The 22,790-nt window shown below is 71.8% G+C and carries 21 protein-coding genes and 1 pseudogene; 4 read left to right on the top strand and 18 right to left on the bottom strand.

Annotated elements, in window-relative coordinates; all coding sequences use genetic code 11:
* Positions 1–108: 108 nt before the first annotated feature.
* From OG542_RS06315 to OG542_RS06335, 5 genes and pseudogenes are all read right to left on the bottom strand, one after another.
* Positions 109–1,098: pseudogene (locus OG542_RS06315) on the bottom strand (lysylphosphatidylglycerol synthase transmembrane domain-containing protein); the annotation flags it as partial.
* Positions 1,095–2,204, bottom strand: coding sequence for a methyltransferase domain-containing protein (locus OG542_RS06320; protein ID WP_408057726.1), 1,110 nt, complete (start codon positions 2,202–2,204; stop codon positions 1,095–1,097). The pseudogene OG542_RS06315 and the gene OG542_RS06320, both read right to left, overlap by 4 nt.
* Positions 2,201–3,400: a glycosyltransferase family 4 protein gene (locus OG542_RS06325; protein ID WP_193477052.1), complete on the bottom strand. Its 1,200-nt coding sequence runs from the start codon at positions 3,398–3,400 to the stop codon at positions 2,201–2,203. The genes OG542_RS06320 and OG542_RS06325 overlap by 4 nt, the downstream gene beginning before the upstream one ends.
* Positions 3,397–3,795, bottom strand: coding sequence for a 6-pyruvoyl trahydropterin synthase family protein (locus OG542_RS06330; RefSeq protein ID WP_184588322.1), 399 nt, complete (start codon positions 3,793–3,795; stop codon positions 3,397–3,399). The genes OG542_RS06325 and OG542_RS06330 overlap by 4 nt, the downstream gene beginning before the upstream one ends.
* A gap of 173 nt (positions 3,796–3,968) precedes the next feature.
* The gene (locus OG542_RS06335) at positions 3,969–4,949 is read right to left on the bottom strand and encodes a dehydrogenase (protein ID WP_328408957.1); all 981 of its coding nucleotides are present in this window, start codon (positions 4,947–4,949) and stop codon (positions 3,969–3,971) included.
* 108 nt (positions 4,950–5,057) lie between these two features.
* Here OG542_RS06335 and OG542_RS06340 point away from each other — a divergent pair, with 108 nt between their 5' ends.
* Entirely contained in the window at positions 5,058–5,819 is a 762-nt protein-coding gene (locus OG542_RS06340; protein ID WP_328408958.1) for a CDP-alcohol phosphatidyltransferase family protein, read from the top strand.
* A 12-nt stretch (positions 5,820–5,831) separates the two neighbouring features.
* Here OG542_RS06340 and OG542_RS06345 read toward each other — a convergent pair whose 3' ends face one another.
* The gene (locus OG542_RS06345; RefSeq protein WP_193477049.1) at positions 5,832–6,215 is read right to left on the bottom strand and encodes a winged helix-turn-helix transcriptional regulator; all 384 of its coding nucleotides are present in this window, start codon (positions 6,213–6,215) and stop codon (positions 5,832–5,834) included.
* Positions 6,216–6,330: 115 nt separating this feature from the next.
* Between OG542_RS06345 and OG542_RS06350 the strand changes: the two genes are divergently transcribed.
* Positions 6,331–6,732 carry a RidA family protein gene (locus tag OG542_RS06350; protein ID WP_193477048.1) on the top strand — a complete coding sequence of 134 codons (402 nt, stop codon included), beginning with the start codon at positions 6,331–6,333 and terminating at the stop codon, positions 6,730–6,732.
* A gap of 7 nt (positions 6,733–6,739) precedes the next feature.
* On the opposite strand, the gene OG542_RS06355 is transcribed toward OG542_RS06350, so the two are convergent.
* Positions 6,740–8,254: an ABC transporter substrate-binding protein gene (locus OG542_RS06355; protein WP_328408961.1), complete on the bottom strand. Its 1,515-nt coding sequence runs from the start codon at positions 8,252–8,254 to the stop codon at positions 6,740–6,742.
* Between the two features lie 152 nt (positions 8,255–8,406).
* Here OG542_RS06355 and OG542_RS06360 point away from each other — a divergent pair, with 152 nt between their 5' ends.
* A complete protein-coding gene (locus tag OG542_RS06360) occupies positions 8,407–9,366 on the top strand; it encodes an ATP-binding protein (RefSeq protein WP_328408963.1) in 960 nt (319 codons plus the stop codon).
* Between the two features lie 102 nt (positions 9,367–9,468).
* On the opposite strand, the gene OG542_RS06365 is transcribed toward OG542_RS06360, so the two are convergent.
* From OG542_RS06365 to OG542_RS06390, 6 genes are all read right to left on the bottom strand, one after another.
* On the bottom strand, positions 9,469–10,011 hold the full coding sequence (locus OG542_RS06365; RefSeq protein ID WP_328408965.1) for a hypothetical protein: 543 nt from the start codon (positions 10,009–10,011) through the stop codon (positions 9,469–9,471).
* A gap of 309 nt (positions 10,012–10,320) precedes the next feature.
* Positions 10,321–10,578 carry a DUF262 domain-containing protein gene (locus OG542_RS06370; RefSeq protein WP_328408967.1) on the bottom strand — a complete coding sequence of 86 codons (258 nt, stop codon included), beginning with the start codon at positions 10,576–10,578 and terminating at the stop codon, positions 10,321–10,323.
* Between the two features lie 204 nt (positions 10,579–10,782).
* On the bottom strand, positions 10,783–12,822 hold the full coding sequence (gene fusA / locus OG542_RS06375) for an elongation factor G (protein WP_328408969.1): 2,040 nt from the start codon (positions 12,820–12,822) through the stop codon (positions 10,783–10,785).
* Between the two features lie 341 nt (positions 12,823–13,163).
* A complete protein-coding gene (locus tag OG542_RS06380; RefSeq protein WP_328408971.1) occupies positions 13,164–14,078 on the bottom strand; it encodes a YceI family protein in 915 nt (304 codons plus the stop codon).
* A 139-nt stretch (positions 14,079–14,217) separates the two neighbouring features.
* On the bottom strand, positions 14,218–15,060 hold the full coding sequence (locus OG542_RS06385; protein WP_328408973.1) for an NmrA family NAD(P)-binding protein: 843 nt from the start codon (positions 15,058–15,060) through the stop codon (positions 14,218–14,220).
* Between the two features lie 86 nt (positions 15,061–15,146).
* Entirely contained in the window at positions 15,147–15,740 is a 594-nt protein-coding gene (locus OG542_RS06390; protein ID WP_328408974.1) for a TetR family transcriptional regulator, read from the bottom strand.
* Between the two features lie 95 nt (positions 15,741–15,835).
* Here OG542_RS06390 and OG542_RS06395 point away from each other — a divergent pair, with 95 nt between their 5' ends.
* The gene (locus tag OG542_RS06395) at positions 15,836–16,879 is read left to right on the top strand and encodes an NAD(P)-dependent alcohol dehydrogenase (protein WP_328408976.1); all 1,044 of its coding nucleotides are present in this window, start codon (positions 15,836–15,838) and stop codon (positions 16,877–16,879) included.
* Here OG542_RS06395 and OG542_RS06400 read toward each other — a convergent pair.
* The 5 genes from OG542_RS06400 to OG542_RS06420 all read right to left on the bottom strand — a co-directional run bounded on the left by OG542_RS06400 (position 16,843) and on the right by OG542_RS06420 (position 22,698).
* Positions 16,843–17,856 (bottom strand): hypothetical protein, encoded by a 1,014-nt coding sequence (locus OG542_RS06400; RefSeq protein ID WP_328408978.1) that lies wholly within the window; start codon positions 17,854–17,856, stop codon positions 16,843–16,845. The two genes, OG542_RS06395 and OG542_RS06400, sit on opposite strands and share 37 nt — an antisense overlap.
* Before the next feature lie 93 nt (positions 17,857–17,949).
* A complete protein-coding gene (locus tag OG542_RS06405) occupies positions 17,950–18,816 on the bottom strand; it encodes a GNAT family N-acetyltransferase (protein WP_328408980.1) in 867 nt (288 codons plus the stop codon).
* 82 nt (positions 18,817–18,898) lie between these two features.
* Positions 18,899–19,987: a maleylacetate reductase gene (locus tag OG542_RS06410; protein WP_328408982.1), complete on the bottom strand. Its 1,089-nt coding sequence runs from the start codon at positions 19,985–19,987 to the stop codon at positions 18,899–18,901.
* Complete coding sequence (locus OG542_RS06415; protein ID WP_328408984.1) at positions 19,984–20,853, bottom strand: intradiol ring-cleavage dioxygenase; 870 nt, start codon at positions 20,851–20,853, stop codon at positions 19,984–19,986. Before OG542_RS06415 ends, OG542_RS06410 begins: the two co-directional genes overlap by 4 nt.
* A gap of 96 nt (positions 20,854–20,949) precedes the next feature.
* The gene (locus tag OG542_RS06420) at positions 20,950–22,698 is read right to left on the bottom strand and encodes an FAD-dependent oxidoreductase (protein WP_328408986.1); all 1,749 of its coding nucleotides are present in this window, start codon (positions 22,696–22,698) and stop codon (positions 20,950–20,952) included.
* Positions 22,699–22,790 lie beyond the last annotated feature (92 nt).

Consider the following 22,790-nt stretch of genomic DNA (forward strand, 5'->3'; position numbering starts at 1 on the left):
GCCGCGCAGGCCGGTGTACCAGCGGGCGACGAGCACGATCAGGCCGGGCAGGCTCGCCGCGAGGCTGAGCACCCCGTAGACGACCGCGACGGCGAGTCCCCGGCCGGCGCCCAGGCCCGCGGCGCCGAACGCCCAGGCGGTGACGCCCTCCCTCGGCCCCCAGCCGCCGACGTTCAGCGGCAGTCCCATCGCCAGCAGCGCGAGGACCGCGAGGGGCAGCAGGACGGCCACCGAGGCGGTGGCCCCGGCGACGCGGGCGGCGAGTACGAACATGGCCACGTAACCTGCCAGAACGACCACGGAGGAGACAATGACTCCGGGCCCGTTGCGGCGGGACAGCAGCCCTTCGCGTGCTTCCGCGAGGACCCCGCGCAGCTTCCGGCCCCGGCGTGAGGGCGCCGCCCGGTTCATACGCAGGGCGAGGAGGACCGCGAGGGCGCCGACCGCGGCCAGGGCCGCTAGCGGGGCGATGTGCCGGACCTCGTCGAGCACGGGGGACGGCATGGTCAGCAGCACCACGGCCCCGGCGGCGAACAGCGCGATCTGACCGGCGGCCCGTTCGAGAACGACCGCCTTCACGCCCCGGCCCAGGTCACCCTCGCTCTGCCCGTGCCGAACCGCCCGGTGCACGTCGCCGAGGACGCCGCCGGGCAGCGCCGCGTTGAGGAACAGCGCGCGGTAGTAGTCGGCGACGGCCGGTCCGAACGGCAGCCGGATCCTGAGGCCCCTGGCCACGAGCGCCCACCGCCACGCGCTGAACACCGTGGTGACGAGCCCGATCCCGAGCGCCAGCACCAGCGACGTCCCGTCGATCCGGCTCAGCCCGTCCAGGAAGACACCGGTACCGAGCCGCCACAACAGCACACCGAGGATGGCGACTCCGGCGAGGGTGCCGAGATGTGTACGGACCTTGCGGGAGCCGATCCGGGCCAGGGCGGCCCGGATCGGGCCGGGCGACGGGGAACCGGCAGGGCGGGGAGCCTCCGGTGCCGGAGCATCGGGTTCCCCGAGCGGACTCCCGCTGTCGCCGCTCCGGGGCAGCCGGTCACTCTCGAGGGACGTCGGTCGTGGACGTGTCCCCGTCGCCTGGGGGCTCATGACGCTCCGCCCGCCGGACGGCTCAGGGCCAGGAGATCGGTGTGGTGGACGATGACGCGCAACTGGCCGGCGGCGCAGGCGGCCAGGCGTTCGGTCAGATAGGCGTCGGCACGCTCGCGCAGGTCGGGGCGCTGCTCGACGGCGGCGCCGACCCAGCCGCGCAGCCACTGTTCGGTGAGCGCGGCCTGCTCGGGGCCGAGCCGCCAGGGGCTCGGGTGCAGCCGCACGGTAGCGCCCTGTTCGGAGAACGCCTCGGCCGCCGCCGTGACCGCGTCCGGGCCGAGCAGGCCGTCGCGACGCTGGTGCTCGTTGAACGCCTGGGCGATCTCCGTGTCCAGCGGGTGGGACGGGGTCAGTTCGACGCGCCCGGCGACGGACAGCGTCAGCAGGGCGGGGCAGCCGGCTCCGGCGCAGGCGGCGGCGAGGGCGTCGATCTCCTCGCGGGTGAGGACGTCCAGCAGCGCGGACGCCGTCACCAGGGACGCGCCCTTCAGGGCGTCCGGCGTGAGGCGGGCGACATCACCGCGCCGCGTCTCCACCGAGACCCGGCTGCCGTCGGCGGCGGAACGCGGGGAGGCGACGGCGGCGAAGTGCAGCAGGTAGGGGTCGCGGTCGTGCAGGACCCAATGCTGGGCACCGTCCAGGCGGGGAGCGAGCCAGCGGCCCATCGACCCGGTGCCGCAGCCCAGGTCGTGGATGGCGACACCGCCCGACTTCCCCGGCAGGTTGGCGAGCCGGATGCGCAGCGGGTCGAGCAGGTCGTGCGCCCGCGCGTCGGCATCGGCCGGCTCCCGCAGCTCCAGCCACTCGGGCGCGTAGCGGGGCGGATCGTCGGGGTCGGCCTCGCGCAGCTTCACGGTGGGCCGCGAGCCGGGTGTGCCGCTGGGGCCGGCGCCCGGGATGACGGCGCCGTCGGCGCCCGCCATGAGGGCGTCACCCGCCCACGCGATCACCGCGTCACCGGGTGCCGCCACGGTGTCACCCGGCTTCGGAACCGTGGCGTCCGCGTCCGCCGACATGACGGCCTCCTTCGACTCGGCAACCTCTCTCGGTCCGGGCTGCGTCGGAATCGCCCCGCTCTGCTGGGTCGTCACCGGGTTCGTCATGCGGCCCTCCGGGGTTCGGTCGGAAGCCGGCGCAGTACCGCCGCCAGGCTCTGTGCGGTCGTCGCCCAGCCGCCGAGGGAGGCGCGGCGACTGCGGGCGGCGGCCTTGAGGCGACGCCGTACATCCGCCTCGCCGAACCAGCCGCGCAGTTCGGCGGCGATCGCGGCGGGGTTCTCCGGCGGGACGAGGATGCCGGGCACGCCGCCGTCGGGGGCGCGGCCGACCGCCTCGGGGAGCCCGCCCACGTCCGTGGCCATGACCGGGATGCCCCGGGCCAGTGCCTCGGTGACGGCCATGCCGTAGGTCTCGGCGTAGGAGGTGAGGACCATCAGGTCGGCAGTGGCGTAACTGGCGTCGAGTGCGGCGCCGGACTTCGGGCCCGCCAGCTCCAGCCGGTCCTCGAGGCCGTGCTCGGCGATGAGGGACCGCAGATGGGCGACGTACTCGGGCTCCTGGGTGAGGCTGCCGACGAAGACGCAGCTCCAGCGCAGGTCGGTCACCGTGGCCAGCGCCTCCACCAGCCGGTGCTGCCCCTTGCGCGGGGTCACGGCGGCCACGCACAGCAGACGCGAGACACCGTCGGTGCCGGGCGCGAGGGGTGCGATGTCGGCACCCGGGGCCGCGACGTGGACCCGCTCCGGGGGAAGGCCGTGGTGGGCGACCAGGCGGCGGACCGCCCAGTCGCTGGTGGCGATGACCGCCGGTACCGCCCGCAGCACCGCCCGCTCCTTGGCGTCCAGTTCGGCGGCCACGACCGGGTCGAGCCCCGTCTCGTCGCCGAGCGGGAGGTGGACGAGGACGGCCATGCGCAGCCGTTCCGCCTCCGGCACGACGATCTCCGGGACCCCGCAGGCCACCAGGCCGTCGAGCAGGACGGCGGCACCGTCCGGCAGTTCGCTCAGGGCGCGGGCGAGTTCCGTACGGGCCGCAGCCCCCGGCCGGGGCCAGTCACCGGCGACGGCGTGCTTGGTGACCTGCCAGCCGAAGCCGGGCAGGTCCAGGCAGACGCGCCGGTCGTAGGCGTTGCCGCCGCTGGGCGCCGCCGGGTCGTCGATGCCGCCCGGGAGCACGAAGTGCACGGTGCGCAGGGACATGGGGATGATCTCGGCGTTCTTCAGGGCGGCGTGCTGCACCGGAACATAGTTCAGGCGTGCCGGTCCGGTCTGCCCGGGCCGCTCGATGGTCGTGTCGGTCACAGCGCACGCTCGTAACTCGCCCAGGCGATGTGCGACTCGTGCAGGGTGACGGACAGGCCGGCGATGCCCTTGGCGCCCTCGCCCAGCGCCCCCTTGTGGATGCGCTCGGCGAGCCGGTCGGCGATGACCTTGGCGAGGAACTCCGTGGAGGTGTTGACACCGGCGAAGTCGGGTTCGTTGTCGAGGTTGCGGTAGTTCAGCTCGCTGACAACGGCTCCGAGTTCCTGGGTGGCCAGCCCGATGTCGACGACGATGTTGTCCTCGTCCAGCTGCTCGCGCCGGAACGTGGCGTCCACGAGGAACGTGGCCCCGTGCAGGCGCTGCGCCGGTCCGAAGACGTCGCCACGGAAGCTGTGGGCGATCATGATGTGATCGCGGACGGTGATGCTGAACAACGGACGACCCTCCAGGTGCGGCGCGTCTGCTCCCCCGCTGTTGGCTGCCGGGGATGCCGGGTAATACGGCTCCTTGCCTTCCCCTGTTCAGCCTCGGCTACGGCTTTTTCTCAGGTCAGGCGCTCTTGGCGTACCGATGTCGTACCGGATGGAACGAATCGTCAGCCGATGCGTCAATCGCTCTCGTCATAGCGGACGCGGTGGCACAGGGCGGGGATCTCGCCGGATGCGAGCCTCGGCAGCACGTCCGGCAGCTCCTCGAAGGCGGACTCGCCGGTGACGAGGGCGTCGAGCGCCGGGTCGGCGAGCAGGTCGAGAGCGACGGCGAGCCGGTCGGCGTAGGTGCGGTTCGGGCGGGCCGGGGAGACGGTGCCGACCTGGCTGGAGCGGATGACGAGGCGCCGGGAGTGGAAGGCCTCGCCGAGCGGCAGGCTGATCCGCCGGTCGCCGTACCAGCTCAGTTCGAGCACGGTCCCTTCCGCGGTGAGGAGTTCCAGGGACCTGGCGAGGCCCTGCTCGGTGGCGCTGGCGTGGACGACCAGGTCGCACTCGCCCTCGGCGTCGGCGGGGGTGGCGAAGCCGACGCCCAGGGCCTTGGCGATGGCGGCACGGGAAGGGTCGGCGTCGACCAGCTGGACGCGGACGCCGGGGAACCGGGCGAGCAGGGCGGCCACCGAGCAGCCGACCATGCCGCCGCCGACCACGGCGATCCGGTCGCCGACCAGAGGCGCGGCGTCCCACAGGGCGTTGACGGCGGTCTCCACGGTCCCGGCGAGCACGGCCCGTTCGGCCGGCACGGTGTCCGGCACGGGCGTGACGGCATGCGCCGGGACGACGTACCGGCTCTGGTGCGGATAGAGGCAGAACACCGTACGGCCGGCCAGTTCCTCGGGCCCTTCCTCCACCAGGCCGACGTTGAGGTAGCCGTACTTCACGGGGCCCGGGAAGTCACCCTCCTGGAACGGTGCCCGCATGGCCGTGTGCTGGCTGACGGGCACGCCGCCGCGGAAGACGAGCGTCTCCGTGCCGCGGCTCACGCCGGAGTACAGCGTGCGGACCAGCACCTCGCCCTCGCCGGGCTCCGGCAGGGTGACGTCCCGGATCTCCCCTCGCCCAGGCGAGTCGATCCAGAACGACCGTGCGGTGTGCTTCATCGAAGTCCTCCTGAACGATCGGGAAGCTGCTTGCGTACCGAGGGGTGCACAGGCCGCGCACAAGGTAGCGGCGTTGATCGACTCTGTCACACGGCCGGAGGGTGTTCGGTGGCCCTGAACAACACTTACGACGCGAGGCTCGTACAGCAGGAGACCGCCCTCGGGGCGGGAGTGCAGATCCTGCTGCTCGCCCTGATCGGCACGGCGATCGGGATGGGCCCGGCGGGCTGGCTGACCGGCCTCGCGTTCGCCCTCGCCACCTGGGCGGTGCTCTCCCGGGCCCTGCACCGCTCCCGGCTGCGCTCCTTCGGCGCGGCCAACCGCGTCACGCTCGGCCGCGCCACCCTCGTCGGCGGGGTCACCGCCCTGGTCGCGGACTCCTTCCAGAGCTCGCCGCCCGTGTCACTGTTCGTCGGCCTGACGGCGGTCGCCCTGATCCTCGACGGCGTCGACGGCAAGGTGGCCCGCCGCACCGGCACCTCGACGGCGCTGGGCGCGCGCTTCGACATGGAGGTCGACGCGTTCCTGATCCTGGTGCTGAGCGTGTACGTGTCGATGGAACAGGGCCCGTGGGTGCTGCTGATCGGCGGTATGCGGTACGTCTTCGTCGCCGCCGCGCGGCTCTGGCCCTGGCTGACCGCCGCCCTCCCGCCGAGCACCGCCCGCAAGACGGTGGCGGCGCTCCAGGGTGTGCTCCTGCTGGTGGCGGGCGCTGATCTGCTGCCGTACGCGGGCAACTTCGGGGTCGCCGCCCTGGCCCTGGGCCTGCTGGTGTGGTCGTTCGGGCGTGACGTGCTGTGGCTGTACCGGACCTCGCGGGTCGAGGAGACCGCGGCCCGGCGGCAGGTGCGGGAACTGGTCGCGAGCTGACGCCCCGGCCGGTCAGGCTTCGAACCGCCCTCGCGCCGTCTCGATATGACCGAGGTACTGGTGGGTCCAGCCGCAGAGCAGGTCGACCGTGGCCCGCAGGGCCCGGCCCGGCTCGGTGAGCGTGTACTCGACCTTCGGCGGCACGGTGGGGTACACCTTCCGGTCGACCAGGCCGTTGCGCTCCAGCATCCGCAGGTTCTGGGTGAGCATCTTGTGGCTGACGCCCTCGACCTCGTCGCGCAACTCGCTGAAGCGCAGGGTGCGCTCACCGAGGGCCTCGATGATCAGCAGCGCCCACTTGTTGGCGACGTCCGAGAAGATCTCGCGCGCCAGCGAGTCCGCCCGCCGCAGATCCGCGTCCGCGGGCAGACCGCTCAATTCCTGCTTGGTCACCATGTGGTTCCCCAGTCACCGAAAAGTGCGTTCTTCCAGGTCGGCGGTCACTCTCCTACAGTTCCCGAGTAACCGCAAGAGAGCACGCGGATGCGTGCCCGACGGAAGGACAGGAACTGTGACGACTCCCGATGTCTACGACCACGGCATTCCGGCCGAGCCCCACTTCGGCTACGCCCAGGCGATCAGGTCCGGCGACCTGATCCATGTCTCGGGGCAGCTCGCGTTCGACGAGGCGGGCGGCTTCCGCCCCGAGGACGACGTGGCCACCCAGCTCGAGCAGACCTACGTCAACATCGACAAGGTCCTGGCCCACTACGGCGTCACGCGCAACCAGGTCGTCTCCCAGACGCTGTACGCGGTGGACCTGGTGCGCAACGCCGAGGTGGTGGCGGAAGGCAACCGGGCGTATTTCGGCGCCCATCGCCCGGTCAGCACGGCCCTCGGCGTCACCGAACTGACCTTCCCCGGACAGTTGGTCGAGATCAGCTGCGTGGTGGACACGAAGCTGCCGGCGTGAAAGAGCCTCAGCGACGCGTGCCGGTGCCCACCAGGGTCCGCTCGTAGGGGTCGAGGACGACGCCCCGGACCTTGGTGGAGACGCCGGCGATGATCTGCTGGTGGGCCAGCGGCACGACGGCGTCCGTACCGAGGATCGCGGCCTCGGCGGCCATGGCGGCGTTCTGCCGCTCACCGGTGCCGTCGGTCCCGTCGGCCTTGGTGACGGCCCGGTCGGCGTTCTTGTCGCACAGCAGGGCCAGGTTGTAGCTGCCGTCGCAGGTGTAGTCGCTGCCGAGGACGCCGACGGGGTCACCGGTGTCGAGGAGGCTGTTGCGGGCGCCGATGAACGCGTCGAACTTCCCGGAGAGGGCGTCGCTCTCCAGCCGTGAGTACTCGCGCACTTCCAGCTTCACCGTGAAGCCGGCCTTCTCGAGCTGCTGTTGCACCACCTGGGCGGCCTCGGGCAGCTCGGGCCGGTTGTCGTAGGTGGCGAGGGTGATCCGCTCGCCGTCGGGCTTGGCGGCGTGCGCACGTCCGGCCGGCTTCAGCCGCTTGCTCTCGGCCCAGGTGACGGCGGGACCGAAGATGCCCGCGCCCGGGTCTGCGTACCCCTCGAAGACGCCCTTGACGATGGTGGAGGAGTCGATCGCCGCGCGGGCGGCGGCGCGCAGCTTCGGGTCCTTGAAGGGACCGGTCCTGGTGTTGAGCTGCAGGCTGGTGGTGCGGGTGGTGCCGGCTTCCTTCAGGGTCGCCTTGTCGAGCGTGGCGGCCTGGGCGACGGGGATCGCCTCGGCGATGTCGACGTCGCCGGTGCGGACCGCGTTGGCGCGTGCGGTGCCGTCCTTGACGAAGCGGGCGTCGATGCCGGAGGCCTGGGCGCGGCCGCCCCAGTAGTCGTCGAAGCGGTCGAGGGTGGCGGAGCCGCCGCCTCCTACCTTCGTGATCTCGAAGGGTCCGGTGGCGGTTCCGACCGGGTCGGGATTGCCCTTCTCGCCGTACGCCTTCGGGGAGAGGACCGCGAGGCTCGGACTGGACAGACGCATGGGCAGGACGGGATCGGCCGCGGCCGTGGTGATGCGTATGCCGCGGTCGCCGTCGGCCTTCGCGTCGAGGGTGACACCGGCGAGGGCGGCGGGCGCGGGCTTCGCCTTCGTGGCGCGGGTGAGAGCCGCGGCCACGGCGGACGGGGTGACGTCCGCGCCGTCCTGGAAGGTGGCCTCGCGCAGGGTGAACCGCCAGGTGCGGTCGTTCTCGCGGCGCCAGGACTCGGCGAGTGCGGGAGCCGCGGCACCGTTGGCGTCCAGGGCGGTCAGGCCCTCGGTCACGCCGAGGCGACTGAGGAGCGTGGCGTCCGCTCCGTACGGCGAGAAGTTCTCGGCGGGCGGGAAGGCGAGGGCGACGCGCAGCCGGGAACCCGGCTGCCCACCGTCCGACGACGACTCCCCTCCAGGGGAGGCGAAGCAGCCGGCCAGGCAGGGGACGAGGACGAGGGCGGTGAGGAACCGGAAGCGGCTCTTGATGCTATGGGGACGCACTTGCACAGCATATGCATCAAGCGGACGCGCACGATCGGCCGGGTGAGCCGTGCCCTGACGGACGGCAAGTCCCATACGGCCCAAGCAATTTGACAGCGGCGGCGATCACTCCCTAAACCTAACCACATGACATCCATTTTCAAAAAGGTGGAGCGGCCGTGAGGATCGCGTTCGTCGGCAAGGGCGGCAGCGGCAAGACCACGCTGTCGGCACTCTTCTCCCGCCACCTGGCGCGCTCCGGCGCCCCGGTCCTCGCCATCGACGGCGACATCAACCAGCACCTGGCCGAGGCGCTCGGCGGGCAGGAGAAGTCCGCCCCTCCCCTGGGCGCCCACCTGTCCTCGATCAAGGACTACCTGCGCGGCACGAATCCCCGCATCACCTCCCGCGAGGCGATGATCAAGACCACTCCCCCAGGACGCGGCTCCCGCCTCCTGCGCCCGCTCGGCGACGACGAACTCCACGCCCGGCACGTCGGCCGCGCGGGCGGCGTACCCCTGATGGTCACGGGCGAGTTCGACGAGTCCGACCTGGGCGTGGCCTGCTACCACTCCAAGCTCGGCGCGGTCGAGCTGTACCTCGGCCACCTGCTGGACGGCCCCGGCGAATACGTCGTGGTCGACATGACGGCGGGCGCGGACGCCTTCGCCTCCGGCCTGTTCACCCGCTTCGACATCACCTTCCTGGTGGCGGAACCCACCCGCAAGGGCGTCTCGGTCTACCGCCAGTACCGCGACCACGCGGAGCAGTTCGGCATCCGTATCGCGGTCGTCGGCAACAAGGTGACCTGCGAAGACGACATGCTCTTCCTCAAGGAACATGTAGGGGACGACCTCCTGACCCACCTGGTCCACTCTCCCTGGGTCCGCTCGGCCGAACAGGGCCGCGTGCAGGACGGCCCGGACGCCCTGGCGTCCCTGGAACCGCACAACCGCCACGCCCTCGACATCCTCCGCGAGACGGTCGACTCCCACCCCCGCGACCGGGACCGGCTCCACCGGCACGCCGTCGAGTTCCACTTGCGCAACGCCCGGGCGTGGGCGGACGCGCGCACGGGCGAGGACCTGGCCGCCCAGGTGGACCCGGACTTCGTCCCGGGGCCGGCCGCCCTGGCCTGAGGCACACCCTTCATGTCCCTCGGCGTCTGCCCGAAGGTCCTCTTCGAAGCCCAGATCCTGAACCAGTCGCTGGAGTTCAGGGCTTGCTGTCCCACCCACCGGCTACTCGATCCCCGTGGCGTCGAGTAGCCGGACCACGTCCTTGCGCCCGTACCCGAGCAGTCGGGCGCGGTCGGCGGTCATCAGCACCAAGTGCGCGACGGTCTTCGCCGCGTATCCGTTCTTGTTGTCCGCGTCGAACCATTCCTGGGGCTTCTCGACACCCAGGCTGTTCATCACCAGCCCGTGCTCTCGGCGGACCTCCGCGACGCTGCCGGCGACCGCGTCCATGAGCGTCTTCCCCGGCCGCTCGCACTCCAGGGCGAAGCACCCCCAGTCGACCGGCACGCACCCCTCCGGCGGACGCGCCCGCAGTCCCGCATACCTCTCGTCCCCGAACCCGGAGGCCCGGAACTCGTCGTGCACCAAGGAGAACCGATGGAACCCGGGCGGGACCGGAGGCGGAGGAGGCGTGTACTCCCACCCGGCGTCCTCGGACAACCGCCGCTTCACCTCTTCTTCCTCGGCATGCGTCACGGTGAAGCCGTTGGCCTCGTTGCGCCCGGTTGTCGTGCCGTCCGGGTTGCGGTGGAAGGTCAGTCCCATGGTGTGCTCCCTTTACCGTACTGAGAAGGGACAACAAGTCCCGTCACCAGCTCGAACGGCCCGCAGACCGGACAGGTGCCCGCTCCCCGAACCACCATCCGATCGCGTGAAGAAGGGCGTTGCGGGAACTGCTCGGTTCAGCCGGCACGGACTGCTCGGCAAACGAGATCCTCGAAGCGGAGGGCTTCCCCGAAACTCTCCGCCGCTTCGGCGCGGACAAGGTGACCGCCTTCCAGACCCTGCGCGCGGCGTTCGGCGCCCCCGACCTCACCGGGCCGGTACCAGGGGTCGAAGCAGAGGGACTGTTCGCTACCGGATGCTCTGCAGCAGCTGCCCCGTAGCGGTGACGGTCCAGAACGACCAGCCGTTGCGATTCGGCGAGGGCGGGGATCTCATGGTCTTCCACAGCAGCAGGGCACCGACCGGGTAGCCCCGGTAGAGAGAATCGAAAAGATCACGTACATCGGGCCTCATCCAGACGAAGTCGCGCTGGATGGAAGGAATGACGACACTGCCCTGCAGCAGGTTCTCGATCTGAGAAATGATCTTGTCGTTTGCCAGCCCCATGGGTCCGCCCCAACGTGCGAGTGATCTACAGCACACACGATAACTGTCGTCTCCGCCTGCCGTGTTGCCCGCACGAAACGCGCCACGCCCCGGACCGTGGATCAGCTCTCGGCGGCAACGGGCCGTACGAGTGCGTCATCAGTCGTACCCGTGAAGGGGTCGGGCCCCTCCCGGCACAAGAGGGGGGAGGGGCCCGACCAGGCACTACCGCACCGGCGTCGCGACCGGCGCCGGCGCGTAGCCGGTGGGCCGGGCCGTGAAGGTGCCACGCCCCTGGGTGCGGCTGCGCAACCGGGTCGCGTAGCCGAACAGTTCGGCCAGCGGCACGGTGGCGGTGACGACCGCCGCGCTCGCCCGGGTGACCGAGCCGGTCACCCGGCCCCGCCGGGCGGCGAGGTCGCCGAGCACGCCGCCCACCGCGTCCTCGGGCACGGTGACCGTGACCTCGACGACCGGCTCCAGCAGGACCATCGCGCAGGCGCGCAGGGCCTCGCGGAGGCCGAGGCGGCCGGCCGTGCGGAACGCCGTGTCCGAGGAGTCCTTCACATGGGTCGCCCCGTCGGTGAGCGTCACGCGCAGCCCGGTCACCTGGTGGCCGCCGAGCGGCCCTTCGGTGAGGGCGTCGCGGCAGCCGGCCTCGACCGCCCGGACGTACTCCTGCGGCACGCGCCCGCCGACGACGGCCGAACGGAAGGCGAAGCCGCCTTCGTACGGCTCCACGTCGAGGACGACATGGGCGAACTGCCCTGCCCCGCCGTCCTGCTTGACGTGCCGGAACACCAGTCCGGACACGCCCCGGCCGACCGTCTCGCGGTAACTGACCCGGGGGCGGCCGATGTTGACGTCCAGCCCCAGCTCGCGCCGGAGTTTCTCCACCGCCACCTCCAGGTGCAGTTCACCCATGCCCGACAGCACCGTCTGCCCGGTCTCCGGGTCGGTCCGCACGGCCAGCGAGGGATCCTCCTCGGTCAGCCGCGCGAGCCCCGAGGCCAGCCGGTCGGTGTCGCCGGTCCTGCGGGACTCGACCGCGACCGAGACCACCGGCTCGGGCACGCCCGGAGGCTCCAGGACCAGCGGGGCGTCCGGCGCGCACAGGGTCGAGCCGGCGCGGGCGGACTTGAGCCCGACGACGGCGACGATGTCGCCGGCGACCGCCCGGTCCAGCGGGGCGTGCCGGTCGGCCTGGACGCGCAGGATCCGGCCGATCCGCTCGGTGCGCCGCGCGCTCGCGTCCCACAGGGTGTCTCCCTTCTCGATCGTTCCCGAGTAGATCCGCAGGTAGGTCAGCCGGCCCGTCGGGGTGGCGTGCACCTTGAAGGCGAGGGCGGCCGGCGGTGCCGCCGGGTCGGCGGGCCGCTCCTGCTCCTCGCCGTCGTCGGTGCCACGGACCGGCGGCACGTCCAGCGGCGACGGCAGATAGGCCACGACCGCGTCGAGCAGCGGCTCGACACCGCGGTTGCGGTAGGCGGAGCCGCACAGCACGACCACGCCGTCGCCCTCCCGGGTCAGGTCCCGCAGCGCCGAGGAGAGGGTCCGCTCGCCGAGCGTGCCCGTGTCGCAGAACTCCTCCAGTGCTCCCGGATGGAGTTCCGCCACGGCTTCCTCCAGCGCCCGGCGGCGTGCCCGGGCTTCGGCCCGGAGGTCGTCCGGGACCGGTGCCTCCTCGCAGGCGTCACCGTCGCTCCACAGCAGTGCGCGCAGGCGTACGAGGTCGACGACGCCGGTGAAGGCGTCCTCCGCGCCGACCGGCATCTGCACGACCAGCGGCGCCGGGTGCAGCCGTTCCCGGATCGACGCCACGGCCGCGTCGAGGTCGGCACCGGCACGGTCCATCTTGTTGACGAACGCGATCCTCGGTACGCCGTGCCGGTCGGCCTGCCGCCACACCGACTCGCTCTGCGGCTCCACCCCGGCCACCGCGTCGAACACGGCCACCGCACCGTCGAGCACCCGCAGCGCACGCTCCACCTCGTCGGCGAAGTCGACGTGCCCCGGGGTGTCGATCAGGTTGATCCGGTGGCCGTCCCAGGCGCAGCTCACGGCCGCGGAAAAGATGGTGATGCCCCGGTCCCGCTCCTGCGGGTCGAAGTCCGTGACGGTCGTGCCGTCGTGGACCTCGCCGCGCTTGTGCGTGGTTCCGGTGGCGAACAGGATCCGTTCGGTGACGGTGGTCTTGCCGGCGTCGACGTGGGCGAGGATGCCGAGGTTGCGGACGACGGCGAGCGGGTTGTGGTTGATGCGCACGGCCCATGGCCTTTCGAGGCGATCAGGAAAGGGGCAGCGCGATTTCCGGGCGAGGCAGGTGTGATGACACACGCCTGCTTCGGCGTGCCGACCCTAGGTCAGCACGCCGAAGCAGGCGCTCTCAGACGTTCGTCCCGGTCATCCGGCGCCGGCCGCGCAGCGGGCACCGGAGCGACGAGGACACGAGGATCACCTCGTAGCGCGGCAGGGAGACGGCGGCAGCGGTGCGGTCACGCATGGCGGTCTCCCTTCGTTCGTCACGACAGTGCACGCCGCTCAAGTCGTGGGCGGCGCCGGGTACTCCGTGAGTGTAGGGAGGGCGGCGGGATCCGTGCCAGGGATTATTCCGGTGGGGTGGGGGTGTCGTGGGTGCGGTACATCGCCTGGACGTCCAGCTCCAGTTGGACCGTCGGCCCGACCACCGCGATGCCACGGGCCAGCATGGTGCGCCAGTTGAGGGTGTAGTCCTCGCGGTGCAGTTCCGCCGTCGCCAGGGCCGCGCAGCGCAGCTCCTGCCCGTAGCCGCCGTTCACCGTGCCGAGGTACGTCGTGTCGAGCGAGACGGAGCGGCTCACTCCGTGCATCGTGAGGGAGCCGAGCAGTGACCACTTGCTGCCGCCGCGATAGGCGAAGCGGGTGCTGTTGAAGTCGATGTACGGGAAGCGTTCGACGTCGAGGAAGTCGGCGGACCGCAGATGGTTGTCGCGGGTGGTGTTGCCGGTGGTGATGCTGGAGGCGTCGATGCGGACGGACACCCGGGAGTCGGCCATGTCCTGGGCGATCTGGATCCCGCCGTCGAAGCGTTCGAATCGGCCGTGGACGTTCGCCATGCCGACGTGCTTGGCGATGAACCGGATCGCGGTGTGGGGCGGATCGAAGAGCCACGTTCCGGGCGCGGGCAGCTGGAGCGCCTCGGCCGGCTGCAGCCAGACGCGCTCGGTGGGCGTCGATATGCCGGCGCCGATCTCGATCGTCTCGCGGTGCGGCCGCAGGCCCTGCGCCGCGACCAGCAGGCTGTACCGGCCGGGCGGCAGCGCGGCGAGGAAGTAGCCGTACGGGTCGGTCGTCCCGCGGGCGGCCACCCGGTGGGTGTCCAGGGCGGTGACGGTGACGTCCGCGGCAGCCAGCGGCGAGCCCATCGGGTCGACGACCTCACGGGCCACGGCACCCGCGCCGGACGGAAGGGGGAGCGCGAGGCCCGCCGCCGCGGCGGAGGCGCCCTTGAGCCGCCGGCGCCGGAGCAGTGCGAGGGCCATGATGTTCACCTTTCATCAGGTGGCGCGGCCGTACGCGCGGCGGTTCAGCGCACACCGACGGCCGCACCCTGTTGCGGTCACACCCCCTCTTCGATCTTGCTGCACCGGGCTCCGGGACGGGTGTCTCAATACGAGACAGTCAGGCCTGTTTCCGGAAAACGTCGGCGTGTTCGCCGGCCCACTGGGCGAAGGTGCGGGCCGGGCGGCCGGTGACCTTCTCGACGGTGCCGGACACCGTACGGCCCACCTCCGGTGTGTTCCCGTACGCCTCGAGCAGGAAGCCGATCACGTCCTCGGGGAGGAACGCCGCCCGCCACTGGGCGACGGCCTGCTCCTCGGTCAGCTCGACCAGGGCGATCTCCCGGCCGGCCGCGGCGGCGACGGCCGCCACCTTGTCGCCGACGGTGAGCACTTCGGGGCCGGTGATCACGTACTCCTGGCCCGCGTGCCCCTCCTCCGTGAGCGCGACCGCGGCGACGGCGCCGATGTCGCCCTCGTGGACCATGGCACTCAGCCTGGCGACGAACGGCTCCCGCACCTCGCCCGCGGCCTGGATCCCGTCCGCCCACTCCATGGCGTTGGCCATGAATTCGACGGGCATGAGCACGGTCCAGCTCACCTCGTCGTCGCCGCGTACGGCGTCCTCCAGCGGACTGGGCCCGCCGCCGTGCAGCACGGTGATCCGGCGGACACCGGCCGAGCGGGCCAGTTCCAGGATCCGGGGGCCGGTCTCCAGCGGGGTGAAGGCGGCCCCGCCGAAGGTGATCAGGTGGAGTCCGGTGATCCCCTCCAGGGCGGGGGCCAGGCTGCCGGGGTCGGTCAGGTCGCCCTCGACGACCTCGACACCGTCCGGGAAGACGGCTTTCGCGGCGTCCCGTGTGAGGGCGCGGACCGCGTGGCCCCGGGCTAGCAGTTCGGCGACCACCTGGCGGCCGACGGTTCCGGTGGCACCGGTGACAAGGATCTTCTGCGTCTGCGTCATGCCACGACCGTAGGAACCCTTGCGGTCATCTTCTGTCCGCGAGCCAGTGGCTTCTCCGTGGGAGAAGTCTGGCTGGCGGGGCGGTCCTAGCCCTGGTCGGCTGTCATGGCGCGTCGGACGCTCTCGCGGAGCAGGGCGCGACGCTGTTCGTGCAGTTCGGGGGGCTCCTGTGCGGTCGCCGCGTAGACGTTGCTGACGGGTGACCAGGCCATGGACATGGCGATCACCATGGCCATCACGTCGAACGGGTCTCCCTGGCGTACCAGGCCGGCGGCCTGGGCCTCGGCGATGGCGCGCAGTTTGTGGTCCTCGAGGCGGTCGGGGTCGTCGACCAGATGGCCGGCCGGGCGTCGCTCCAGGCGTGCCCAGGTGGCCAGCCGGATGAGGTCGGGGCGGCGGAGATACTCGTCGTAGAGGCGTACGGCCCAGTCCGCGAGGTCGGCGGCGTCGATCGGGACGACGTTCACGATCCGCTCCAGCGAGCCGAAGAAGATGGCGTCGAAGAGCCCTTCCTTGCTGCCGAAGTAGGCATAGAGCTGCGCCTTGTTGGTGCGCGCGGCGGCCACGATCCGTTCGACGCGCGCTCCGGCGATCCCATGCTCGGCGAACTCCTGGGTCGCCACATCGAGGATGCGCTGGTACGTGGCGGCTCCGCGCGAGGTCAGGGGTTGTTCAGCCATGCCCTCACGCTACCAAACAGAACAGTTGGTTTGCTTGGCGGACCAGATGCCCCTACGCTCAAATAGACCAACCAGTCTGTCTATGGGGAGGCGTCATGAGGAACACCGTTGGCTGGCAGGTGGAAGGTCCGTCCCCGGCACTGCGGCGGACGCCGCTGGAACGGCGCGACCTGCGCCCCGACGACCTCGCGGTCCGGGTGGACTACTGCGGTGTCTGCCACACCGATCTGCACGCCGTCAGCTCGTGGGACGGCGCAGGGGGCCGACGCCTGGTGCCGGGGCACGAGTTCACGGGCGTGGTGACCGAGACCGGACCCGCGGTCACCCGCTTCACCGTCGGCGACCCGGTCGCGGTGGGCAACATCGTCGATTCGTGCGGCGAGTGCGCCATGTGCCGGGCCGGTCAGGAGAATTTCTGCCACGCATTCCCGACCCTGACCTACGACGGCACCGACCGCCACGACGGATCGGTCACCCTGGGGGGCTACTCCCGCGAGTACGTCGTCCGCTACCGCTTCGCCCACCCTCTTCCCGCCGGTCTGGATCCGGCCGCCGCCGCTCCCCTGCTCTGCGCCGGGGTCACGGTCTGGGAGCCGCTGCACGCCCTCGGGGTGGGGCCGGGGACCCGCGTCGCGGTGGCGGGACTGGGCGGTCTGGGACACCTCGCGGTCAAGATCGCCGTGGCGCTCGGCGCCCACACCTCGGTTGTCAGCCGCTCACCGGACAAGGCCGACGACGCCCGTCGTCTCGGCGCCCACGGTCTCATCGTCACCACGGACCCGGAGCAGCTGGCCGACGCCCGCGACCGGTTCGACGTCGTCATCGACACCATCTCCGCACCGCACGACCTGGGCCCCTACCTGCGCCTGGTCGCGATGGACGGGACGCTCAGCCATCTCGGGCACCTGGGACCCGTCACCGTGGAGACCCTCGACCTGCTCATCGGACGCAAGAAGCTCAGCTCCGCGGGCAGCGGCGGCATGCCCGCGACGGCCGCCATGCTGGACTTCTGTGCCGAGCACGGCATCACCGCCGACATCGAACTGCTGCCCTCGGCCCGGGTGAACGAGGCCCTCGACCGTCTCCGGCGAGGCGACGTCCGCTACCGCTTCGTACTGGACATGTCCGACCTGGACTGAACGGTCTCCTCGCGAGCGCGCAGCTCCCCGTGGAGCCGGGCGAACACCGCGCACACCAACGGCATGACCACCGGGGGCAGCAGGAGAAGGGCCACGGCTGTGGGCAGGATCAGCACCAGCACGCCGGTGATCCACACGTTGTCGTCGCTGAGCCACAGCATGCCGAGTCCGGCGAAGTGGGCGAGAGGAGCGGCCGCGTACAGGGCCAACCAGAAGACGAGCACGGCGACCGCGGTGACCAGCGCGCCCACGCCGAGGACACGCCATCGGGCGGGGCGGGTCAGCACCCAGGAGCGGTACAGCGCCACGAACGGGGAACGGCGCTCCAGCACCGTCTCGGCGGTGGCCAGCGCCAGACGGGAGTACAGCAGCGGGCCGAGACACCCGACGGCGATCGGCAGCACCCAGCCCACCAGCGTGTACTGCGGGGACGCGGTTCCGCCCAGCGGCGTGGGCTCGACACCCGGCACCTCGCCGCTCTCGACGAGGCCCCACATCACCAGGGCCGCCAGCTCCACGGCGCCCACAGCCAGTCCGGTCAGCGCGTTGACCGCGAGGGCGGCGGGAAACCGCCGAGGGGTGAGCCGCCACAACTCGCGGATGGAGAGCGACCCGGCGTCGCGCGTGGCATGAGAGTCGCCGACGGCGTACGCGGTGTGCAGGACGGAGACGACGAGGAGTCCCAGCACGAGCAACAGCACCGACACCACGGCGCCGACCCGTACCAACGGGGGCAGGCCGCCGTCGGCGTAGGCCACGTAGGAGTCCTCGTTGGCGATGTTGCGGTCCGCGTAGTCCCGGACGTTCTCGAAGGCGTCCCATGCCGCCGCGAATCCGCCGGCCAGGATCGCGCAGCCGAGTACGACTGTCAGGAGGGACACGAGCAACGTGAAGCCGTACAGCGCCCGGCGGTGGCGTCTGAGGACGTCGAGCGCCCCGCCGATGCCCTCAGTCGACTGGTTTCCCTCGCGTGCCATGACCTGGGCCGACCTCCGTGCGGATCTGTGGTGACAAGATCCAAGACGTCGCGCCGGGCGCGTGGGGTTCCCCGGGGACCTTCCCGGACAGGCCTAGGCGGGCCGGTATCGGTCCCGGACCTCGGGGAGTTGACGGAAGCCGGCCGCCTTGTAGGTGGCGACGGCGCCGGCATTGGAGTTCGGGGTGCAGACGAGCGCGCTCGAGGAGCCCAGTTCCTGGAGTGCGGCCGCCGCGGCGACGGTGATCGCCTTGCCGTAGCCGAGACGGCGATGTTCCCGGTGCACGCCCATCGGTTCGAGCAACCCGGGCCTCCCCGGACCGGCCGACCACACCGTCACCGCCGCCACCGCGTTGCCCTGGTCGTCGTACGCGAGCAGACACCGGGCGTCGGCGTACGGCGGTCCGGCCGCCATCGCGTGCCAGTGCTCGTCCGTGAACCTCGACCCGTCGAACGATGCCCGCTGTACGGCGGCCCGCAGGTGCGCCCGCTCCGGCCCGGCCACCTCGATCCGCACGCCTGGGTCCTTCACCGGTTCCGTGAGGTCGCGGCGCAGCGGCGTCCACGGCTCGTCGGTGTTCCAGCCGTTCTCGGACAACAGGTCCTGGACCAGTGCGCCCATCGGCGCCTCGATGTTCGCCTTCCCCTCGGGCAGCACGCCGCGTTCCGGATCGGTCACGTCTGCGACCAGCCGCTGTGCCAGTTCCTCGTCCCGATGGGCGGCGGGCGCGATCGTCAGCCGTAGCAGCCCGGGGCCGTCCAGCAGCCCGACGGCGAGGATCCGTCCGTCCCGGCTCCAGGTCCGGACGGCCGCGGCGGTCGCTTCCGCACCCGACCGCCAGAACCAGCCCAGATCCCCTGGATGCAGTTGCATCGGCGCCCCCTCGTACTGCCACTCCCGCAGCACGCCCACAGCCTCGCCCAGCCCGTCGACTCCCGGCTCGCTCAAGACAATCGCCATGGACCCGATCACACACCACGGCACCGACAGTCCGCACCCGGTTTCCGACCGGCCTGCGTGGTGCGGGTTCGGGACAGCACACCTAGAGGGTTTTCCCGACGGGCTCCGGCGGCGCTCCCTCGTACGCCGCCCGCAGCACGGCCCGGGCCCCGTCCGCCGTCACCGGGCGCGGGTTGGCGTACGGCTCGCCCGCGACCCGGGCCGCCGCCGGTGCCACGTCGGCTTCCGTGAGGCCGAGTTCGGCGAGGGAGCGCGGTGCGCCGAGGCGTCCGGCAAGCTCCCACAGGGCGCGCGGCACGTCGTCGGTGCCGAGGGCCCGCCCCAGTACGGTCAACGCCTGTGGGGCGGGGGGGGCGTTGTAGGCCAGGGCGTACGGCAGCACGACGGTGTGCGTCTCGGCGTGCGGCAGCCCGAACGTGCCGCCCAGCACGTGGCACGTCTTGTGGTGCAGCCCCATCGTGGTCGCGCCGAGGCACGCGCCGCACAGCCACGCCGCGTACAGCGCCCGGCTGCGCGCGTCCAGGTCCTGCGGGTCGGCGGCCAGGTGCGGCAGTGCCCCGGCCATCGCCCGCACGCCCTCCTCGGCCATGACCGAGACCAACGGCGAGGCGTCCGGGGCGTACAGCGCCTCGACGGCGTGCGCGAGCGCGTTGACACCGCTGGTCACGGTCAGCGGCACGGGCAGGGAGAGGGTGAGCCGGGGGTCGTAGACGACGCTTCGGGGCTGGACGACCGGGTCGCGGCCGGTGCGCTTGGCGCCGTGCTCGGTCAGGCCCCAGACCGGCGTCATCTCGGAGCCCGAGTACGTCGACGGCACGGCGATCAGCGGCAGCCCGGTGCGCAGGGCGATGGCCTTGCCGAGCCCGATGGCGGAGCCGCCGCCGACCGCGACGCACCCGTCCGCCCCGGCCGCGCGCACCGCCTCGACGGCCCGGTCGGCGTCCTCGGCGGGTACGTGCATCCGGGCCTCGGCGTGCAGCCCCGCACAGGTGTCGCCGAGCGCGTCCGCCACCGCGCGGGCAACCGTTTCGCCCCTGCTGCCGCACACCACGAGCAGCCGCCGCAGGCCCAGGTGTGCGGCCTCGTCCGGGGTCGCGGTGACGGCCGCGCCGGGCCGGAAGACGACCCGCACGGGCCGGGTCTCGTACGAGAACTCGCTCTGGAACGTCATTCGGCACGCTCCAGGACGAGGTCGAAGCGGGCGAGCCGGAACGGGTTCGGCACACCGAACTTCCGGGCCAGGGCGGGGTCGTCGGTCTCCGCGAAGTCCTGGACCAGGCTCTGCTTCACGGCGAACACCGCGTCGGAGTCCAGGTACTCCCCGCCCGCCACGAAGATGTGGGTGGTGACGGGCGTGTGGCCCTCGGCCGTGGCGATGAAGTGGATGTGCGCGGGACGGTAGGGGTGCCGTCCGGTCGCGCGCAGCAGACCGCCGACCGGACCGTCGGTGGGGATGGGGTACGCGGCCGGAACGCAGGTGCGGAACCAGAAGCGGCCCGCGGCGTCGGCGGTGAACAGCCCGCGTCCGTTGCCCGCAGGCTGGACGCCGGGCTGCTGGACGTCGTAGAAGCCCTTGTCGTCGGCCTGCCAGACGTCGACGACGGCGCCGGGCAGCGGTGTGCCGTCCCGCGCCAGCACCCGGCCGCTGACCACACACGGCTCGCCGCCGCCCACCAGGTCGATGTCGTCGCCGAGTCGGCGGACCGGCGACTCGGTCATGTGGAAGGGACCCAGCACGGTCGGCTCGGTGGCCCCGGGCGCACGGTCGCCGTTGACGGTCTCCACCAGCATAGACAGGCCGAGCACGTCCGACAGCAGGATGAACTCCTGCCGGGTGTCGGTGCAGGCCTGCCCGGTCGCCGTCAGAAAGGCGATCGCCCGCTCCCACTCCTCCTGGGTGAGCCGGGTCTCCCGCGCGAAGTCGTGCAGATGGCGGACGAGTCCGGTGAGCAGCTCGCGCAGCCGCGGATCGGCGGTCGCGCGGAGGCTGGCAAGGGCCTGCTCGGTGATGTCCGCCCCGGTCGCGTCGGTGGTCATCCCGGCTCCTCGTCGTCGGCGTCCGCTTCTTCCACTTCTTCCACGGTGACGGCCGCTTCTTCCATGGTGACGTCCGCTTCTTCCATGATGGCGCGCTCAGGCGTGACCGAGGATCCGCCGCAGCGCGTCCGCGAGCAGTTCTCCGGCGTCCGGAGCAGCGGACGCGTGCCGGAAGGCGACGAAGCCGTCGGGGCGTACGAGGAGGGCGCCCGTGTCCGTGATCTCGCGCAGCCGCGCCCAGTCGCCGTACGGGTCCTCGTACTCCTGCCCGGGACCGATCACCACGGTGGCGATCTCGACGTCCTGGGCCTCGGCCGCGCGCACCCAGTCCTCTCCCCCGATGCCGGTCAGCAGCGTGAAGCGGCCCCGGCCGACCGTGTCGAGGGTGGAGAGCGTGCGGGTGCCTGAAGTGATCCAGGCGTGCGGGAGCCGGGCGCCGGGGCGGGAGGACGGCTGGTGGTGCAGTTCGGGGTCGCGGTCGAAGCCGGGGTCGGGCGTGCCGTCCGGGACGATCGCGGCTGAGCTCTCGGCGGAATAGCGCTGGTTGAGGTCGACGCCGTGCGCGTTGAACTCGTACACCTTGAAGGCGATCGCCTCGCGCAGCCGGTCGCGCTGCTTCTCGGCGGCCTCGGTGGCGTCCTTGCGGGCGGCGATGTTGGCCCACAGCTGCTCGGGGGTCTGCGGGGAGAGCCCGTCGAGGGCCTCGAAGACCGGGGCGGTCTCGCGGATGGACTGGTTGGCTCGGGTGACGATCTGCCTGCCTATCGCGGCGCGCTCGGCCGTGTAGGAGTCCAGCAGGGCCGGTCCCGCGGTGCCGTCGAGGACGAGCTTGAGCTTCCAGGCCAGGTTGTAGGCGTCCTGGATGGAGGTGTTGGAGCCGAGGCCGTTGGACGGCGGATGGCGGTGCACGGCGTCGCCGGCGCAGAAGACGCGGCCGTTGGCGTACCTCTCCGCGTACATCTCGTTGACCGTCCACGCGGACGACGACTTGATGGTCACGGGGATGTCGTCGTCGCCGACGAGCTTGCGGACGACGGATTCCGCGTACGCGGTGGTCAGATCGGGGGCGCCCGCGGTGACGTCGTAGCCCCACACGATCAGCCACTCCGTCCAGGGCCGGACACAGCGCACCAGGCCCGCGCCGATGCCGCCGACCGTCGCGCCGGGGGCGAGGACCCAGTAGAGGGTGGAGGGGCGGTGGGCGGTGTACTTCGTCAGGTCCGCCTCGAAGACGATGTTGACGCTGCCGGCCACGCCCATCTGGCCGCCCATCGGCAGCCCGGCGTCCGCGGCGACCTTCGACCGTCCGCCGTCGGCGCCGATCAGGTACTTGGCGCGGATCTCATAGGTGTCCCCGCGCAGCCGGTCGCGGACGGTGGCCGTGACGCCGCCGGCGTCCTGGGTGTGGGACAGGTACTCGGTCTCGAAGCGCAGCCGGGTGCCACGGGCCACGGCCGCGTCCACGAGCACCGGCTCCATGAGGTGCTGCGGCATGTCGCACATGCGGGTGGGGCTGGCGAGTTCGTGTTCCGCCTGGACGAGCGGGTCGTTGCCCCAGGAGCGCACCCGGCCCAGTTCCTCGCCCGCCAGGCTGGTGCAGAAGGTCGTGTTGCCCATCAGGTGCTGCGGGGTCGCCTGCGCGACGACCTCCTGCTCCACGCCGAGGTCGCGCAGCACCTCCATGGTGCGCTGGTTGGTGATGTGCGCCCGGGGTGTGTCGGCGAGGCTCGCGTAGCGGGTCACCACGAGGTTGGGCACGCCGTAGGTGCTCAGGGCGAGCGCGGCCGAGGCACCGGCCGGGCCGCTGCCCACGATCAGGACGTCAGTCTCGACGACGGTGGACACAGGGCGCTCCTGCGGGGGGAATCGGACTTCGGCCACTCATGATCATGGAGCGGTTCGGCAGGTGGTGGGTGTCTCATTACGAGACATCGTGT

The sequence above is a fragment of the Streptomyces violaceus genome, from assembly GCF_036014075.1.
Classification (GTDB): Bacteria; Actinomycetota; Actinomycetes; order Streptomycetales; family Streptomycetaceae; genus Streptomyces; species Streptomyces violaceus.

What these genes read in the sequence shown, in the direction of transcription:
- OG542_RS06320 (WP_408057726.1), bottom strand. Translation starts at nt 2,204, where the DNA reads ATGACGAACCCGGTGACGACCCAGCAGAGCGGGGCGATTCCGACGCAG.
- OG542_RS06335 (WP_328408957.1), bottom strand. Translation starts at nt 4,949, where the DNA reads ATGAAGCACACCGCACGGTCGTTCTGGATCGACTCGCCTGGGCGAGGG.
- OG542_RS06345 (WP_193477049.1), bottom strand. Translation starts at nt 6,215, where the DNA reads ATGGTGACCAAGCAGGAATTGAGCGGTCTGCCCGCGGACGCGGATCTG.
- OG542_RS06365 (WP_328408965.1), bottom strand. Translation starts at nt 10,011, where the DNA reads ATGGGACTGACCTTCCACCGCAACCCGGACGGCACGACAACCGGGCGC.
- OG542_RS06370 (WP_328408967.1), bottom strand. Translation starts at nt 10,578, where the DNA reads ATGGGGCTGGCAAACGACAAGATCATTTCTCAGATCGAGAACCTGCTG.
- OG542_RS06380 (WP_328408971.1), bottom strand. Translation starts at nt 14,078, where the DNA reads ATGGCCCTCGCACTGCTCCGGCGCCGGCGGCTCAAGGGCGCCTCCGCC.
- OG542_RS06385 (WP_328408973.1), bottom strand. Translation starts at nt 15,060, where the DNA reads ATGACGCAGACGCAGAAGATCCTTGTCACCGGTGCCACCGGAACCGTC.
- OG542_RS06390 (WP_328408974.1), bottom strand. Translation starts at nt 15,740, where the DNA reads ATGGCTGAACAACCCCTGACCTCGCGCGGAGCCGCCACGTACCAGCGC.
- OG542_RS06395 (WP_328408976.1), top strand. Translation starts at nt 15,836, where the DNA reads ATGAGGAACACCGTTGGCTGGCAGGTGGAAGGTCCGTCCCCGGCACTG.
- OG542_RS06400 (WP_328408978.1), bottom strand. Translation starts at nt 17,856, where the DNA reads ATGGCACGCGAGGGAAACCAGTCGACTGAGGGCATCGGCGGGGCGCTC.
- OG542_RS06405 (WP_328408980.1), bottom strand. Translation starts at nt 18,816, where the DNA reads ATGGCGATTGTCTTGAGCGAGCCGGGAGTCGACGGGCTGGGCGAGGCT.
- OG542_RS06410 (WP_328408982.1), bottom strand. Translation starts at nt 19,987, where the DNA reads ATGACGTTCCAGAGCGAGTTCTCGTACGAGACCCGGCCCGTGCGGGTC.
- OG542_RS06415 (WP_328408984.1), bottom strand. Translation starts at nt 20,853, where the DNA reads ATGACCACCGACGCGACCGGGGCGGACATCACCGAGCAGGCCCTTGCC.